This window comes from Thermoleptolyngbya oregonensis NK1-22 (assembly GCF_032705245.1).
GTDB lineage: Bacteria > Cyanobacteriota > Cyanobacteriia > Elainellales > Elainellaceae > Thermoleptolyngbya > Thermoleptolyngbya sichuanensis.
The window spans coordinates 1,733,212-1,749,170 of record NZ_CP053540.1 but is presented as its reverse complement, the minus strand read 5'-3'; the positions used below and the strand labels follow the sequence as shown (position 1 = coordinate 1,749,170).

The 15,959-nt window shown below is 56.1% G+C and carries 15 protein-coding genes; 3 read left to right on the top strand and 12 right to left on the bottom strand.

The genetic code is table 11. The annotated features are described in order from the left end of the window. Positions 1-240: 240 nt before the first annotated feature. From HNI00_RS07555 to HNI00_RS07545, 3 genes are all read right to left on the bottom strand, one after another. Positions 241-657 (bottom strand): DUF1824 family protein, encoded by a 417-nt coding sequence (locus HNI00_RS07555; RefSeq protein ID WP_316792118.1) that lies wholly within the window; start codon positions 655-657, stop codon positions 241-243. Positions 658-688: 31 nt separating this feature from the next. After that, a complete protein-coding gene (locus HNI00_RS07550; protein ID WP_316792116.1) occupies positions 689-1,645 on the bottom strand; it encodes a hypothetical protein in 957 nt (318 codons plus the stop codon). Positions 1,646-1,740: 95 nt separating this feature from the next. Continuing rightward, positions 1,741-3,147 carry a 16S rRNA (cytosine(967)-C(5))-methyltransferase gene (locus HNI00_RS07545; RefSeq protein WP_316792114.1) on the bottom strand — a complete coding sequence of 469 codons (1,407 nt, stop codon included), beginning with the start codon at positions 3,145-3,147 and terminating at the stop codon, positions 1,741-1,743. 86 nt (positions 3,148-3,233) lie between these two features. Here HNI00_RS07545 and HNI00_RS07540 point away from each other — a divergent pair, with 86 nt between their 5' ends. Then, positions 3,234-4,925, top strand: coding sequence for a hypothetical protein (locus HNI00_RS07540; protein WP_316792112.1), 1,692 nt, complete (start codon positions 3,234-3,236; stop codon positions 4,923-4,925). A 65-nt stretch (positions 4,926-4,990) separates the two neighbouring features. Here HNI00_RS07540 and HNI00_RS07535 read toward each other — a convergent pair whose 3' ends face one another. From HNI00_RS07535 to HNI00_RS07525, 3 genes are all read right to left on the bottom strand, one after another. Continuing rightward, on the bottom strand, positions 4,991-5,683 hold the full coding sequence (locus HNI00_RS07535; protein WP_316792109.1) for a class I SAM-dependent methyltransferase: 693 nt from the start codon (positions 5,681-5,683) through the stop codon (positions 4,991-4,993). Positions 5,684-5,760: 77 nt separating this feature from the next. After that, the gene (locus HNI00_RS07530; protein WP_316792107.1) at positions 5,761-6,876 is read right to left on the bottom strand and encodes a glycosyltransferase family 2 protein; all 1,116 of its coding nucleotides are present in this window, start codon (positions 6,874-6,876) and stop codon (positions 5,761-5,763) included. A 149-nt stretch (positions 6,877-7,025) separates the two neighbouring features. After that, positions 7,026-8,621, bottom strand: coding sequence for a hypothetical protein (locus tag HNI00_RS07525; protein ID WP_316792104.1), 1,596 nt, complete (start codon positions 8,619-8,621; stop codon positions 7,026-7,028). Positions 8,622-8,645: 24 nt separating this feature from the next. On the opposite strand from HNI00_RS07525, the gene HNI00_RS07520 reads away from it, so the two are divergent. After that, on the top strand, positions 8,646-8,879 hold the full coding sequence (locus HNI00_RS07520; protein ID WP_316792102.1) for a hypothetical protein: 234 nt from the start codon (positions 8,646-8,648) through the stop codon (positions 8,877-8,879). On the opposite strand, the gene HNI00_RS22085 is transcribed toward HNI00_RS07520, so the two are convergent. Further along, on the bottom strand, positions 8,867-9,058 hold the full coding sequence (locus HNI00_RS22085; protein WP_068509894.1) for a hypothetical protein: 192 nt from the start codon (positions 9,056-9,058) through the stop codon (positions 8,867-8,869). The two genes, HNI00_RS07520 and HNI00_RS22085, sit on opposite strands and share 13 nt — an antisense overlap. Positions 9,059-10,550: 1,492 nt before the next feature. Between HNI00_RS22085 and HNI00_RS07515 the strand changes: the two genes are divergently transcribed. Further along, positions 10,551-11,723 carry an NAD(P)/FAD-dependent oxidoreductase gene (locus tag HNI00_RS07515; RefSeq protein ID WP_316792101.1) on the top strand — a complete coding sequence of 391 codons (1,173 nt, stop codon included), beginning with the start codon at positions 10,551-10,553 and terminating at the stop codon, positions 11,721-11,723. A 463-nt stretch (positions 11,724-12,186) separates the two neighbouring features. Here HNI00_RS07515 and HNI00_RS07510 read toward each other — a convergent pair whose 3' ends face one another. From HNI00_RS07510 to HNI00_RS07490, 5 genes are all read right to left on the bottom strand, one after another. Then, positions 12,187-12,678: an ureidoglycolate lyase gene (locus HNI00_RS07510; RefSeq protein WP_316792099.1), complete on the bottom strand. Its 492-nt coding sequence runs from the start codon at positions 12,676-12,678 to the stop codon at positions 12,187-12,189. A 23-nt stretch (positions 12,679-12,701) separates the two neighbouring features. After that, the gene (locus tag HNI00_RS07505; protein WP_316792097.1) at positions 12,702-13,694 is read right to left on the bottom strand and encodes an NAD(P)H-dependent glycerol-3-phosphate dehydrogenase; all 993 of its coding nucleotides are present in this window, start codon (positions 13,692-13,694) and stop codon (positions 12,702-12,704) included. Then, entirely contained in the window at positions 13,691-13,900 is a 210-nt protein-coding gene (locus tag HNI00_RS07500) for a hypothetical protein (protein WP_316792094.1), read from the bottom strand. The genes HNI00_RS07505 and HNI00_RS07500 overlap by 4 nt, the downstream gene beginning before the upstream one ends. Positions 13,901-14,090: 190 nt before the next feature. Further along, positions 14,091-14,606 (bottom strand): LabA-like NYN domain-containing protein, encoded by a 516-nt coding sequence (locus tag HNI00_RS07495; RefSeq protein ID WP_172358384.1) that lies wholly within the window; start codon positions 14,604-14,606, stop codon positions 14,091-14,093. 448 nt (positions 14,607-15,054) lie between these two features. Then, entirely contained in the window at positions 15,055-15,942 is an 888-nt protein-coding gene (locus HNI00_RS07490; RefSeq protein WP_316792090.1) for a sulfurtransferase, read from the bottom strand. Between the last annotated feature and the right edge of the window lie 17 nt (positions 15,943-15,959).

Below are 15,959 nucleotides of genomic sequence, written 5' to 3'. Positions count from 1 at the left end.
AGTCAAGCTCACAGGGTGATTTGACCCGTTGAATAGAAAAGCCTCGGCATAATTCTGCGCCGAGGCTTTTTGTTTGTTGAGGGCAAGCGTCAGGGAAATCAGAGGACAGGGTGACTGGTAGACCCAACCCTCAACCCCAAACCTTCAGGACTTACGCACTGGCAATAGGTTTTCTAGATTTTGGACAATTTCTCACGGGCTGCGCCCGCGAGGAATCGTCCAACTGCGTAAGTCCTAACCTTAATCCCACAAATCTAGGGGTAAGTGCCCATAGAGGTCGTTGATGTCGTCGGGATCGGCAGACTGACAGGAAACTAGCACGCCGCGATGCTCACCAGGATAGGTGTCTGCATAGCACAGGCTTGATTTGGGATTGAACTTGAGATAGACCGGGCCTTCCAGCGAAACCGCTGGCGGCTGGGGTGCATAGCCGAGGGCGATCGCATAGTGTTCTAGAGCAGCCCAACCTTCTGCCTGAGAACTGGCGCAAACCCCCAGCATTTGGTAATCCGAGTGCCGTGCAACCAGCCTCAGCGCTTCACGGAGACTCGCTTTTTCTTCAGCCGACTGCACAGACGCAGCAGTCTGACAGTCGAACTGCTTGAGCAGGCGATGGGCCTGGTCGCAGGTGAGGGCGATCGCCTTAGAATCCGTCATAACTCTGTCCAATCCCTAAGCTAATCCCTAACTATGCCTTAGAGGTTTCCGGTTCGGCAGCGGCCTCATGCTCCGCAGTTTCTTCAGCGGCAGGCGCTTCTGCTACAGGTTCTGGCATAGGTTCGGGTTCGGGCGCAGGTGCTTCGGCAGCAGGTTCCGGCATAGGTTCAGGTTCCGGCTCTGGCGCGGGTGCTTCCCCAACAGGTGCAGGTTCCGGCTCCAGCACAGATTCCGGTTCGGGCGCAGGTGCTTCGGCAGCGGGTTCCGGCTCAGCAGCGGATTCAGGTTCGGGCGCAGGTGCTTCGGCAGCAGGTTCGGGTTCGGGCGCAGGTGCTTCGGCAGCGGGTTCCGGCTCAGCAGCGGATTCAGGTTCGGGCGCAGGTGCTTCGGCAGCAGGTTCAGGTTCGGGCGCAGGTGCTTCAGCAGCGGGTTCCGGCTCAGCAACGGATTCCGGTTCGGGCGAGGGTGCTTCGGCAGCAGGTTCGGGTTCTGGTGCAGGCGCTTCGGCAGCAGGTTCCGGCTCAGCAGCAGATTCCGGTTCAGGCGAGGGTGCTTCGGCAGCAGGTTCCGGTTCCGCAGCAGGCTCAGGGGCAGGCGCTTCAGCCACCTCTGCAACGACTTCCTGTGGGACAGCTTCTTCAGCGACAACTTCCGCTGTTGCTGCTTCTAGTGCTGCGTCCTCGGCTGCGATTTCCTCTGGCGGCGGCTCTTCGACGGTTTTTTTCTGGCTTGGCTTGGGCCCGCGCATCAGGGCAGGGCTAACTGAGGGCGAGGGGCGATCGTCTCGATCACGCCCGCCTTTGCCCTTGCGACGCTGGCGATCGCCCGATCGGGAATCATCCGATCGCTCACGCGGCGACTCGTCTCCACCTGTACGTTCACTTTTTTTAACCGGGCGAGGCTTGTTGCCGCCGGATGGAGTGCTAGAAGTAGTCTCAGACGCTTCCTGGGTCTGACGCTCAGATTTTTTGATAGGACGTTCAACCATAACGCTCAGCTATACCCTGCCGCAACAATCATTCACTATCTGTTAATCGTAACAGTGCAGGTCAAACGCAACCGAGATTCGCACCGAGATCGACGTTATTTTGCGATATCCCCCTGATCTGGATTGCCAGCAGGCAGGGTGCGGTCGCTGGAAATCAGTCTTGCCATAAAAAAGCCATCCAGGTCATGCTGATGGGGCAAAATGCGAAGCCAGCCCTGCGGCTGTTGAAACTGGATAGCGGGATGATCGGTGGGCAGCAGGTCGATTTTCCACTGGGGCTGGGCGGTCAGAAAATCCTGCACAACGCGCTCGTTTTCGTCAGGATGCAGCGTGCAGGTGGCATAGACCAGCGTACCACCCGGTTTGACCCAGGTAGCGACGTGGTGCAGCAGTTCAGCCTGTAGCTGGGCAAGCTCCTGCACAGAGTCGGGGGTTTGCCGCCAGCGGGCATCGGCATGGCGGTGCAGCGTGCCCAGTCCCGAACAGGGCGCATCCAGCAGCACCCGGTCTGCCTGCTTGGTGAACTGGGTGAGGGTGCGGCTGTCGCCAGGACAGAGCTGGATGCTGGTGAGTTGCAGTCGTTCGGCATTTTGCAGCACTTTTTTGAGGCGGTTGGCGCTGCGATCGCCCGCCCAAATCACGCCGCGATCGCCCATCAGTTCTGCCAGGTGCGTCGTCTTGCCACCCGGCGCAGCGCAGGCATCGATCACCGTTTCCCCAGGCTGCGGGTCGAGCAGCATCCCCACAAGCTGGGCGCTGGCATCCTGCACCGACCACCAGCCCTCTGCATAGCCCGGTAGCGCCGGAATTGCGCCCCGATGGTTTCGCAGCCGCAGCGCTTGGGGAAAGCCCGTCAACCGTTTCACGGCTACGTCCGCCGCCTGCATAGCCGCCTCCACCTGTTCTACCGAAGCCCGCAGGGGATTTACCCGCAGATCAATACTGGGCGGCTGATTAAACCAGTTGCAGAGTTGCTCAGCATCGGTTTCGCCAAATTGGGCGATCCACTGCTGCACGATCCAGTCGGGCATACTGTGTGCAATGCCGATGCGCGAAACCGGGTCGGCTGGCAGGTTCAGCGGGTCACCCGTCTCGCGCTCTGCGGCTTGTCGAATATACCCCCGCAGCACCCCGTTCACGAAACCCGCCAGCCCTGCAAAGCCGTTGCCCTTGGCCAGGTCTACGGTTGTATCGACTGCCGCCGAGGGGGGAATGTGGCTGAGATAGCGCAGTTGATAGAGTCCCAAATGCAAGATGAGTCGCAGATTGGGCGGCTGCTGGTCGGCGGGTTTTGTGGCCAGTTGGCTAATCAGGACATCGAGGGTGCGCCGTCGCCGCACACAGCCGTAGACCAGTTCGGTGGCCAAGCGGCGATCGCGCTCCGACAAATCGCCCCGGTGCAGCCGTTTGTCCAGCGCCGCATCGGCAAATGCGCCCCGCTCTACATCCCGCAGCGCCTCCAGGGCAACCTGCCTCAAGTTTTGGCCCACATTTTGACTCATACTGACTACCGTAGCTAAAAAGCTGGTGCGAAAATCAGAGCTGCCCCAGTTTGGCGCTCAAAACCTGTTTCCCAACGCCACCCTCGATGCAGCGCTCGATACCCCGCTCACCCTCCCGACTCGCACAATTCTGGTCCCTCAAAACCCAGTGGCTCTGGGCGATCGCCCTCTGCACGCTGATTGCCATCCTGTCGGGTCTGAACTTTTCGGCATACTATTCGCCCAGTCTTAACTCTGATCAGGCAATCCATGTGCTGATGGCAGAGGATCTGCAACTGCCCGCCGATTTTTACTACTGGGGACAAGATCGCCTCGGCAGCCTGGAACCTATCCTGGCGCACGGTTTGCTGACCCTGCTGCCGCTGCGCCCGGTGGTGGCGATTTCAATCGTTCAGTATGCGATTTTGATCGCGGGTTTTTGGATGTTTGCCCGATTCTTCAAACAGCCGCTCATCAGCATCATCCTGGCGCTGGTCTGGTTTTTGCCGCTCGACTCTTTTGTCGAATTGGTGCTGCCCGCCCATCCCTACAGGGCGCAGTTTCTGATGGTTGGCGCTGCGCTGCTGTTGGGCCGCCAGTTGCTAACCAAGTCCAGGCCCGGCGAAGCATTGAATCAGCCGTTGACCCTGGCGGCGATCGCCCTCTGCGCGTTTCTGGCGATTTGGATTTCCGACTTTTCAGCGCTGATCTTTTTTTGTCTGGCCGTCGTGCTGGTGCTGATCCGGCTGGGCGATCGCCCCACATCTGCTGACCAAACTGCTGACCAAACTGCCAGCCAAACTGCTAACCAACCCTTCTGGCAGCGTATCGGGCTATCCCGGCTCGACCTGCTGGCCTTGGGGCTGACTTCGCTGGTCGGCATCGGGTTTATCGCCTTTGCCAAGAGTCAGGCAATGCGCCGCAATGAGAACTATGGCACCCTAAGCAGTCCCGACCAGATCTGGGCCGCCGCAACGCATCTGGCGATCGCCGCTTGGGAAACGCTTACCTTTCAGCACGGGCCGCTGCTGGGGGTTCATGCCGTTCTGGTGTTGGGCAGCGTGGCGACGATGGGGTACTTGTGGATGAAGGGGCGATCGCACACTCTCCGACTCTCGCCCTGGTTCTCCTACTTCCTCGCTGCCGCAGTTCTCAGCTTTGCCGCGCTCCTCTGCCTCGCCTGGGTCTATCACAATCGCGTCAGCCTGCGATATTTTGTGCCCGTCTATCTGCTGCTGTGGCTGGCGGCGCTCAGTTTTTTGCAGTCCCTCAGCGGCCCCTGGTTTCGCCGCTTGGGGCTGTTGCTGCTGGGCACGGCGCTGGTATCCAGCCTAACGCTGCCAAACGTGCTGTCATTCAAGCGCCCGCCCTCCACCATCGCCCGCCTCCAGCCACTCCAGACGCTTGCACCCGCCGCCTTTATCGCCCAGCCTGGGGGGCCTTATCTGTTTTGCGCGGTTGACCCCGCAAACTTGGACTGTACTCCCGCAAGTGTCAACTGGAAAGCCGCTTGCGATGAAGACTCCCCGCTCAGCAATTCTCAGGCGCGATTGACCAGGATTTCCCGTCCCCGCTGTCCCCGCTGCACCCGGCGTGCCCTCGCTGCACCGACGATTTATGCAGTCAAGGGAAAGTGGCTGGAGGCAGTGAGTTCTGCCGACGATCCATTTCCCAGGGAAATGCAGCAGTTTGGACTGTGCTTGGTGAAAGTCGGCGAGCCGATTCAGGTGAGTAAATATTCGATGGCTCCCTATAGGCTCAAAACGCCCAAGCGCAAAACGCCCGCGCCGTCTCCTTAAGGGATAAAGGGGCGGGAGGGTTGCCAGGGCTTGTGCCTATGGTTTGAGACGCTGGCTGAGCCAAATCAACGGCGAACGGCGAACAGCGACAGGTTCGACACCCAGCCCAGCAGCCGGGTCGGGCGATAGTAGAGCGTCAGGTCGGGCGGGAACAGTTGCCTAAACTCCGAGAGCGTCAGCAGGTTGAGGTTGGCTTCCTTTGCCCAAAAATCGTGTCCCAAAAGCCGCAAAATTCGCCGAAACCAGCGGGGCGGCAGCCAGTGAATCAGCGGCAAGATGGTGTGAAATTCCACCGGATACCAGCGGTTGGGCGTGGCGATGTAGACCTGTTTTCCAACACGGCAGAGTTCCTGAACGAAGGCTCGCTGCTGTGCCCGACTGCCGACATGCTCAATGACGGCAAAGCTCACCACTAGGTCAAAGCTTTGATCGGCAAAGGGCAAATCTAGGGCGTTTGCCTGGACAAACTTTAGGCCCGGAAACTCCTGTTCGAGGAAGGATGCATCCTCTAGCCCAACGGCGGTGATGCGGTCTGGATAGGGATAGGCCTTCTCAAAAAAGTTGCAGTCTTCGCGGCGATCGAGCGTTACGCCGACATCGAGTACTGTGGTGTCGGGGGTGGGCCGGGCCAGATCGAGGAGCGATCGCACCATTCGCTTGCGGGCATAGAGCGACAGCTTACTGACTAACCCCAGCAGATTGGGTTGAACGTAGCTGCTATTCTGCTCTGGGACAGATGCATGATTGAAGGAACTCATCTACTCCACCGGGATTATCTTCTAAAGACAGGCTTTAGACAGGCTGTGAGAGAGGCTTGAATGCAGCACGTCTGGGTCTAGTTCGGCGGCTGTCGTAGAGGAGGCGATGACCCTGGCCCGGCCACCTCGCGCACTCGGTAGATGGGTCGGCCTTGGGACTCATGGTAGGTTCGCATCAGCAACTCCGCTAGCAGCCCAAAGCAAAACAACTGCACCCCAGCCAAGAAGAGAACAACCGCGAGGATCAGCAGGGGGCGATCGCCAATGTCTTGCCCCCGCACAAACTTGAGAAAGCCCAGATACAGTCCCACAAGCGTGCTGGTACTCATCAACACCAGCCCCCACAGCCCAAACACATGCATCGGGCGGGTCAGAAACTTTTTCATGAAGGCAATGGTGAACAGATCCATCACCACGCGAACCGTGCGCCCCAGCCCATACTTACTCTTGCCAAACTGGCGGGCATGGTGGCGCACGGGCACTTCAGTAATTCGCGCCCCTTCGATATAGGCAAGGGCAGGCAAAAAGCGGTGCAGTTCGCCGTAGAGGTTCATGTCTTCCACCACCTCTGTCCGATAGGCTTTGAGGGAACAGCCGTAGTCATGCAGTTTTACGCCCGTGACAGAGCCGATCAGCGCGTTGGCTATTTTAGACGGCAGCAGCCGGGTCAGCGCTGCATCCTGCCGATGTTTGCGCCAGCCGCTTACCAGGTCATAGCCCTCGTTGAGCTTGGCCACGAGCATGGGAATATCGGCTGGGTCGTTTTGCAAGTCGCCATCCAGCGTCACGATCACCGCGCCCCGCGCATGGTTAAAGCCTGCGGCCATGGCGGCTGTCTGGCCATAATTTCGCCGCAGCAGCACGGCCCGCAAGTCGGTGCGCTGTTGTGCTAGCTGCTTCAGCAGAGCGGTGGAGCCATCTTTGGAGCCGTCATCAACGCAGACGATTTCGTAGTCCATCCCGCTGGCTTGGAGCGTGGAGGCGATCGCCTCAATCAGCCGGGGCAGGCTCTCCACTTCGTTGTAAATCGGCACCACCACCGAGAGGGCTGGTGCAGCCGTGTGGCTCTCTGCCCCATTTAGCTGCTCCCCTAGCTGCCCCTCTAGTTGCCCGTCAACTGGATGCCTATCCACCGGATGCCCATCGACTGGATGCACCAATTTCGGATCTTGCGAAGAAAAAGAAGTCGTCATACCACCTCGGGCATCCTGAAGGCAACTTGGCTACACGCCTAGACAATCTACCTAGACAATCCGCCTAGACAATCCACCTAGACAACACGCCTAGACAAAAAGTTACAGAGTACGCTTTACAAAATACGCGACAAGGTACTCTGTGAAGATTATTCAACACGATGGTCATTTGGGAAAGATGGTGTGCCAGCGTTGCGGACACGCACCACCTTGCTCAGCAGGTCAAACCAGAAAGATGACCCCATTGAAATCGCAATTCCTGTAATCAGCCAGCCCAAAATCCGCTTGGGAATCGAAATAAACAGACTGGTATTGGGCGGAAACTGTTGCAAGCGGTTGCGCTGGTTCCAGCCGATGGGTAAAGGGATATCATCCAGCACCGTATCGACCGCATCGCGAACGTCTGCCAGTTCTTGCTGAAGATTGGGCGCTGCTGCGCTGGGTGAAATGGGCGTTGTATCGGGCGGCAATGCGCCGGGTTCCAGCGTGCCAAAACTGGACTCGCCAAAACTGGACTCGCCAAAACTGGGAGAATTTGGAACTGGCAATGGCTGTCCAGTAGTTGGGAAGGCTTCACGAAACCGGGTGGGCGCTTGGGGCGACTGGCTCAGAAGCTGGTTGGCGCTTTCGGACACCGCAGCCCGAATCGCCGAATCTCGCGACAGGCGATCGACCACAAGAAACGTGTCTGCATTGGTTGCCGCCGCCAGCAAAATGCCCAAAATAATCGCCACCCCTTTGGCATTGCGTCTGTAAACGCCGGATGCTCGATCCATCGAACGGTTGAACCAGTTCTCTACCTCTTGCTCCAGTTTGCGTAGCCCGTCCTGGAGTCCGTCTGACCGCATTTGCGCCTGGTTTGCCAGGATGACCAGGTTTTGCTTGAGATGGGGAGGAAGCTGGCTGACGCGCGATCGCACCTGAATCACCGCATCCTCTAGCTCGGCAGGCAAATTGCTGCGATTGTTCAGGACAAGCGCCATCACCTCGCCAATGGTCGGCTCCAGTTTTTTCATTTGCACGGCCTGTTTCAGGTAGGGCAGCCGCCCCAGGATGATGTCTTGACAATGGTGGTTGTTCTTTAGGTACGCCTCGGTGCTGTCGATAAACAGGCGAATCTGCTCCGTCGCCAGATCCATGCTTCGAGACAGCGAAATCCGGTTGCTGCGAAAGTCGTCGCGAATGTTTCGGAGTCGCTGCCGCAGCCCTTCAAATTCCGCTTCCAGAAGCGAGTCGTCGCCGACGCTGTTGCGGAGCGATTTGAGGATATCTTCTACCAGCGCCAGCTTTTCTTCGCCCAATCGGCACATGGTGTAATCGCTAATTTTTTGAGTCAGGCTTTCGACATTCAACTGCTGGAGGAGCGCATCGGCAAACGTCTTGGATGGAATGTAGGAAGGGCCGCTGAACTGGTTGCCAAACACATTGCGAGCGCCCGTGACGCTGCGATAGAGCGCCCCGATATTGCGAGACACCCGGCGAAACAATCGGGGCAGGGTTCCTTTTGCTTCCTGGTTGAGCGATCGCATCAACGGGCTGCTGTACAAATTGTCGATAAAGGTTTGATAGGTGCTGACTTCTTCTGCATTACCCGTGAGCAAAATCTCGATGGACTTTTTGAGATGGTCGGCCCGCCATTGCAGCAGCGTTGCGAGGAGTTCCTGAAGTTCTGAAGCTAGCAAGCTGAGGATAAGAAATAGGAAAATAACCCCAAGCGTAATATCAAAAATGATCGGCAGACTCATCGCGCAACCCCTCACCCTGCCCCAATGGGCGATCGCTCTAAATTAAAAACCAAGCGTCTATCAAAAATCTTCAACCAAAAGCGGGCCCCCAAAACCGGAAGCCCGCCTATTAGTTTAATCGTAGTTTTTCGGCATGATACATCAAACTTGTCGCTGCCGCTGATGACGCAGACTGTGATGCAGATCGTGACGCAGATTGCGAAGCCGAATTGCGACAAGCCCAACGTAAAGCAACACAAGTTGGGCTACACCGACTGAAGCACACGGTTGGTTCGCAGGCTCAACGCCACAGGTGCAGCAAGCTGAACTTGCTGCCGCGCCTGAATCACATCTGCGAGGTTTGGCATTTCTTGCCAGCAGTGCGTACAAAACCAGTAGACACGATTGTGTCGCGCATGGCGCAACAAAGGCTCGGAGCAGCAAGGGCAAAGGTTCATGGCTTTATAAGGAGCGCTTAATTATGAAGTGAGGAATACAGATGACGAGGAATGCAGGATGCAGAAAACACAGATAAAGCAGGCGCAAACGCAGACAACCAAAGCAAACACCAGCCTAGACTTAAATTCCGCAACACCAAGCAAGATGCTAATGAACATCTATCACAACGAACACACCTGGAAACACACCTGGATTTTTACTGAACTCAATTAAGGACTTAATAAGGACTTAGTTAAATTGAGCTAATGAGGATTCAGATCTATCTGAAGAAACTATTCGAGTCAGATAATTGGAATCGATCGTCGAGCATTACTTCAACCGATTAGGTCGATAAAGAAATGCATCTAATGCGTCTAATATGTGTTTAACAGCATGTTTCTAAAACCTTCTCTTTAAGTCTAGCGTTCAACAAAAATCTGAAAAGTTTCTAGAGGAACACAATCGAACTTTCAGAGGTCGTCCCTGAGGAAGATTCTAAAGAATGCGAATCACTGCCCTCTCTAGCTGAACCTCAGCAGTCTAAGACTCGCAAGCTTAGTCTTGCGTTCTTAATTTCGCAGTCTTAGTCAGAAAAATCTGACTTTCTAGACTTGAAGTATTCCAGAATCAGACTATTTCCAATGAAGATGAAAAAGGATAAGAAAGGACGAAGGATAGAAGTTTTTCCAGAATGACTCGACTTAGCTGGCCGATAGAAGGCTAGTTGATAGACGGCTGATTGACAGATAAAAATACGGTTTGGTTCAATCGAGATCAATCTTACAACTAACCAAAGTAACCAAAGAGTCAACCAAAGAATCAATCACGCAAGATAATGCTTAGTCTTGTCCTCCACTTATCATTGTTGAACATAATTAATGGACGTGCAAGACTTCTAAAGAAAATGTTACAAGCTTCGTCGTGAGAGTTTACGCTTTGAACATCAATTAATTTGCTTCTTGATTTGCTTCTGTCAAGGCGAGATTTAAATATTTTGTATAGAGTTTGGAGTGTCTGCTCTCTAGGCTGTGACTAAAATCTGGCATTTGCAAGTCATGGGCAAAAAGTGGATTGCTCAGGCAATAAAATTTGTATCATTTAAGACGCGAAATTGGTATCGATTTGTACGAATTAATAGTCAGGTGACCTCTGCGATTTGTTAGAAATTGCATCCAGAATTTGCGGATGCCGATGCTGCTCTGTCCGTGTCCGCAGGATGGCGTGACGCTTTATTTCAGAAACGCTGTTTTTCCTGTCATATCCTGAGTGGTGTGCTACGCAAAAATAATGATTGTGCTAAGCGCAAATGCAGAATTTCCGCAAAAGTGGAACGTATCCCTTTGAACCCATCGGGTTGCATCCTGATGTTGCGCGTCGAGTTTTGCGCGTTGAATTTTGCGTTTGGAGAAACTCGCGCTACTCTGAAAAGCCAGAATGTGGATTCAACGGACGCTACCAGGACTCTACAAAAACTACAAAGATTAGGAAAATTAGGAAAGATCAGGACTGCACATGACAACGTATGACTGGATTGTGGTTGGGGGTGGGGTTGCCGGATCGGCACTGGCCTACGAGTTAGTCAAACTGGGGAGTTCTGTGCTGCTGCTAGAGCAGTTTGCTGCGCCCACGAACGGAACACGCTATAGCTATGGTGGGATTGCCTACTGGTCGGGTAATACTCCCCTGACTCAGCAGCTTTGCCAGGAAGGAATTGAGATTCATCGCCAGTTGTCGGACGAGCTGGAGGGAGACACGCAGTTTCGTGAACTAGACCTGGTGCTGGTGATCGAGCCAGGGGAAGATGTGGGGGCGATCGCCCAGTCCTATCGCTCGTGCTGGATTCCGCCGCAGCCCATCAGCATAGAATTTGCCTGCGAACTAGAGCCACTGCTGAACCCGGCGTCTTTGGGTGGGGCGCTGCACACCACGCACGGCCACGTCAGCCCTGAAGCAACAACCCTGGCCTATCAGCAGGCGTTTCAGCGGCTGGGCGGCGAGATGCGGCTGGCGCAGGTGACGGGTTTTGTGCGGGAGGGCGATCGCACGACGGGCATCACGACCTCAGAGGGAACGCTGAGCGCGGCCGGAGTCATTGTCAGCGCAGGGGGATGGAGTCGCATCCTACTGCGGCAGGCGGGGCTGTTTGTGCGGATCTACTTTTCTCAGGCAGAGCTAATTGAAACACCGCCGAATACGCCGACTCAGACGCGCACGCTGATTATGCCTGCTGCGCTAAAACGCTTTGAACAGGAGGCCGCGGCCGGTGCAGCAGATGCGCGGTGGAATCAGCCCAATCAGGAAGTCGTGCCGCCCATTCTGGACGAGGGCGTGATCCAGTTCAAAGACGGGCGGATTCGGATTGGTCAGGTGACGCGCATGATCAGCAGCTTGGAGCCGGAGGTTGATGCGGCAGCCAGCGAGTCTGCGCTGCGTCAGGCCGTAGGGCGGTTCTTGCCCAGCCTCAAGGAGGTTCCGGGAACCTGGAGTCGCTGTCCTGTGGCGTTTAGTGGCGATCGCCTGCCGCTGGTGGGGCCGGTTCCCGGTGCGGAGGGGATGCATCTTTTCTCTGGGTTTAGTAATCCCTTTGCGATCATGCCGCCCCTGGCCCGCCGCTATGCCCGCCATCTGGTGGAACAGCCCGATCCACTGCTGGAGGGTTTGAGTCCGGGGCGGTTTGAAACGTAGCGTAGGTTCTTAATTTTGGATATGCAGCTTTGGAAGGGTGCATCCCAGTGATGCAAATTCGCCCTCATCCGCCAACCCCTTCTTCCAAAACGGGAGAAGGGGAGCCGGATTGAAAGTCCCTCTCCTGCTCTGAGAGAGGAATTTAGGCTGAGGGTTCCCAAAGTGGGATGCACCCGTTTGGAACGCCAGCAACGGAGCGCTAACAAACCGCCAACAAAAAAGCCACCCTTGCGGCGTGGCTTTGAGGAGCATATTCAGGAGGCTTATAGACGTTCTGGCTAGGCGAGGAGCTTGGTTGTTAGCTAGGTGTCTATACCGTCTAGTATGCGGGGTGCAACCCTTCCAGCCAGTGACATGGGCAAACCCGACTGGGTGATTGTGGCAGGGCGATCGCGTGATTTGCGTCACTGTGAACCGCAAATCCAAAATCCAAATCCAAAATCGCAAATCCAAAATCGAGAAATTAGCCCACCAGTTCAAACTGAATGCCGTGGCTCTGGCGAAAGTCGTGGGTCTGGTGGTCGATGAGGTTGGTATCGCTGAGTTCCAGGTTATAGAAATCCACCGTGTCCTGATCGAAGTAGGGGCCCGCGTGCCAGGTGCCCAGGTTCAGCTTGATAAAGCAGGTGCCCGGAATGTGGAAGGCGGCGATCGCCTCCAGTTCCGGCCGATCCAATTCCGACGGCGGCGCAACCGCAATCAGCCAATCCTTGCCCTCCAGCGACCCCAGACATTGGGTACACTGCCGATGGCGCGTAATCCGAGAAAACTGCCGCCCCCGCTGGTGCAGCCGCATGATGTAAAACCGAGGAATGCCCCGATCCAAACAAAGCTGAGCATCATCGGGGCCAAACCGCGCCCCATCAGGACTGGCAAAAATCACCTGCCCAAACGGCTGAAACGCCTCTGCCGAAATGGGCTGCACCACAAGCTGACGAACGACTGACGTTGGCATGGGTCACCCTCCCTGTCTTTGCACTAATCCTCCGACTTCAAATCCCGCTCCATGAGCGCTTCCACTGCCTGCTGCGGCGTGATTTGCTCATTTAACAGCAGATAGACCTGGTGGGCGATGGGCATGGGGATTTGCTCCCGCTGGGCCACATCAAAGAGGACATTGGCCGTATTCACGCCTTCGGCCGTGCCTTCTAGGTCTGCCAGCACCCGCGACAGAGAAAGCCCTTGGGCAAGCTGATAGCCGACCTGATAGTTGCGGCTGAGGGGACTATTGCAGGTGGCCAGCAGGTCGCCCAGTCCCGACAGTCCAAAGAATGTATCGGTTTCGCCGCCCAGATAGGTGCCCACGCGGATAATTTCTGCCAGGGCACGAGTAATCAGGGCAGATTTGGCATTGGTGCCCAGTTTCAGCCCGTCGCACACGCCCACGGCGATCGCAATCACGTTTTTTAGCGTGCCGCCCAATTCAGTGCCCAGCGGATCGGTATTCGTATAGACCCGGAAGCGCTCGGAGGCAAACACCCGCTGCACAAACTGCGCCGCCGCTGCATTGCTGCTGGACACCACCGTTGCTGCCGGGAGGTCTTGCATGATTTCCTTGGCCAGGTTGGGGCCCGAGAGGACGGCGATCGCCTGCTGCGGCAGCGCATCCCGCCAGAGTTGAGTAGGCGTGCGCCCGGTTTCTGGATCAAGCCCTTTGGTGGCGCTGACTAGGATAGTCGCCGGGTCTAGTCCGATTTGTCCCAAACGCGGTGCCAATTCCACCACGCCCTTAATCGACATCGCAGACACCAAAATTTCAGCCCCGATTAGGCTGTCTTCGAGGGGCGCATGAAACCGCCGCGACCAGCGCCGCACCCGATGCCCATTACGCTCTGCCAGCGTGGCCAGAGTGCCGCCCCAAGCTCCAGCCCCCAACACTGTCAGATTCACGGTCGGTCGAAGGGGGACTGGCTTGGGCAGGCTTGCAGCAGACACGCTTTCCGCAGAAAAATTCGCAGGCTGAGCCGTCATAGGAGCCGTCCGCCCGACCAAACCGTGCAGGAGATCATCCGCGCCACCCAGCCGCTGCTGTAGGCGAACGGTAGGGCTGAGAGATCGACGGGTGCAGGGATCATCTCGCCTCGCCAGTCGAGCAGTTGCACGATCAGCAGGTAGGCAATGCTCAGCAAAATGGCGATCGCCCCCGTAATCACCGCTACCACTTTAGATCGATCCATTGCGCCACGCCTCACACGCTATTGAAGGGGTTTGTTTAATTTGTTTAAGAGATCTATTCAAGAAGGCTGTTCAAGAAGGCTGGTCAAAATCCCTGCCGGAGGGACTTGATTCTGGGGGTTCCGTCAAGTCTGCGATCGCCCAGAACCCAGCACCAGAGAAGTCTTCACCTGATGCAATGGTTCACTTTGGTCAGCCATCCACTTTTTCGATCTGGTCGCGGATATCGTTGAGGTCAATGTATTTATCCGTCACATTTCGCAGTTCGCGGGCAATCATGCCCTCAGTAGACACAACTGTAATATGGGTGCTTTTAGAGCGTAGCAGTTCAATCGCCCGCTCAAAGTCGCCATCGCCGCTAAACAGAATCACCCGGTCATACTGATCGACCGTGTTGAACATATCGATCACGATTTCCACATCCAGGTTTGCTTTTTGGGAATAGCGCCCGGAGTTGTCGTCATAATACTCTTTCAGAATTTTAGTTCGCACGGTGTAGCCCAGGCTAATTAGCGCATCTCGAAACCCACGCTGATCCTGCGGATCTTTCAGCCCGGTATACCAGAAAGCGTTGATTAACTCTACGTCGGGATCATTTGTGAAATAATCCAGGACTCGGCGCGGGTCGAAGAACCAGCCATTTTTTTGTTGAGCGTAGAACATATTGTTCCCATCAACAAAAATCGAAAGGCGGCTAACAGATGACATAGAAGTTAAAACCTAAAAATTAGGGAGCAAAAAATAAGGGCGCTTAGAGAATTGGAGTTTATTGCTTAACCGGGTCAGGGGACGAGCAAAGCAGGCACAATCTACTCTGGCGGAGATTCCTGAGCGGCGTAACCTGAGCGGCATAATTTAGAGACTTTTAGAAAGCTGGGGGCTGATAAATGCTCTCAGTATAGCAACTGCGCCCAGCGTCGCTGTTTTTCAACGCACAGGAACGTCCCGTGCCAAATTGGCTTTGCAGTTGCGGGCAGACTCCAGAAAGGCGCATCCCGCAGTTTTTTCAGCCATTTGGCAGAATCACTTGATTCCTCAAGCTTTGCGCCAAGATTCAGCCCTGAGACACAGAGACAAGCTCAAGCTGCACGGGGGATGCAACTGCTGGAGGCGATGACAGCGGAGCTACGGGGGGCGATCGCCCGCTCTCCCGCTTCTACCCCAGTGGAGTTCCCGATTCATCGACTAAATACGAACACCAGTCACTCCAACTTCCAGCATAAAGCTTGCTCTGGTTGCCCCGCCCCGCCATCTCCAGCGACAGCAGGTTGACACAAGCCGTCACGCCAGAGCCGCAGTAGACAATAATCTCCTCCACTTCATCAATCTCGTTGGAATCAGCATTGGTATCGGCATTGGTCTTGGTCTTAGATAAATTCTGCCAGCGCTGACGCTGCGCCTCAACGGAGAGTACCCTGCCCTGATCGTCTGTCACGCCCTGCCAGGGATAGTTGACCGCGCCAGGAATATGCCCCGCGATCGGATCGATGGGTTCGCGCTCTCCTCGATAGCGATCGCCCTCCCGCGAATCCACCAGCACCACGCCTGCTTGATCTTTGCGCTGCTTCACTGTTTCGATATCCACTACCATCTCTGGGCGTAACGCAGGCACAAACTGCCCTGCCTGCCGTGGGGTGCTGGGCGCAGTTGCCGCTGTCACAGGATATCCTGCCGCCTGCCAGTGCGCGAAGCCACCGTCTAGCACCGCCACCCGATCATGCCCCAGATACCGCAACAGCCACCAAAACCGAGACGCAAAGCCCAACCGGGAGTCATCGTAGGCAATTACCCAGGTTTCGCCGCGGGTAATGCCCGCTGCCGCCAGGGTTTGCGCCAGAGCGTCCGGGTGGGGCAGGGGATGGCGGCCGCCGTGGCGCTGCACGGGCCCCGACAGGTCAGCATTCAGGTCAAAATACACCGCACCCGGAATGTGGCCTTGGTGATACTGCTGCCGCCCCAGGTCTGGCTCCATCAGCGAAAACCGACAGTCGGCGATCGCTACGCCCGGATCATCCAGATGAGCCAGCAGCCAGTCTGCGGTCACGACAGCAGCAGGGCTAG

Coding starts and splice junctions, on each gene's coding strand:
- HNI00_RS07555 (WP_316792118.1), bottom strand. CDS start 657: ATGACGGATTCTAAGGCGATCGCCCTCACCTGCGACCAGGCCCATCGC.
- HNI00_RS07550 (WP_316792116.1), bottom strand. CDS start 1,645: ATGGTTGAACGTCCTATCAAAAAATCTGAGCGTCAGACCCAGGAAGCG.
- HNI00_RS07545 (WP_316792114.1), bottom strand. CDS start 3,147: ATGAGTCAAAATGTGGGCCAAAACTTGAGGCAGGTTGCCCTGGAGGCG.
- HNI00_RS07540 (WP_316792112.1), top strand. CDS start 3,234: ATGCAGCGCTCGATACCCCGCTCACCCTCCCGACTCGCACAATTCTGG.
- HNI00_RS07535 (WP_316792109.1), bottom strand. CDS start 5,683: ATGAGTTCCTTCAATCATGCATCTGTCCCAGAGCAGAATAGCAGCTAC.
- HNI00_RS07530 (WP_316792107.1), bottom strand. CDS start 6,876: ATGACGACTTCTTTTTCTTCGCAAGATCCGAAATTGGTGCATCCAGTC.
- HNI00_RS07525 (WP_316792104.1), bottom strand. CDS start 8,621: ATGAGTCTGCCGATCATTTTTGATATTACGCTTGGGGTTATTTTCCTA.
- HNI00_RS07520 (WP_316792102.1), top strand. CDS start 8,646: ATGGGCGATCGCTCTAAATTAAAAACCAAGCGTCTATCAAAAATCTTC.
- HNI00_RS22085 (WP_068509894.1), bottom strand. CDS start 9,058: ATGAACCTTTGCCCTTGCTGCTCCGAGCCTTTGTTGCGCCATGCGCGA.
- HNI00_RS07515 (WP_316792101.1), top strand. CDS start 10,551: ATGACAACGTATGACTGGATTGTGGTTGGGGGTGGGGTTGCCGGATCG.
- HNI00_RS07510 (WP_316792099.1), bottom strand. CDS start 12,678: ATGCCAACGTCAGTCGTTCGTCAGCTTGTGGTGCAGCCCATTTCGGCA.
- HNI00_RS07505 (WP_316792097.1), bottom strand. CDS start 13,694: ATGACGGCTCAGCCTGCGAATTTTTCTGCGGAAAGCGTGTCTGCTGCA.
- HNI00_RS07500 (WP_316792094.1), bottom strand. CDS start 13,900: ATGGATCGATCTAAAGTGGTAGCGGTGATTACGGGGGCGATCGCCATT.
- HNI00_RS07495 (WP_172358384.1), bottom strand. CDS start 14,606: ATGTCATCTGTTAGCCGCCTTTCGATTTTTGTTGATGGGAACAATATG.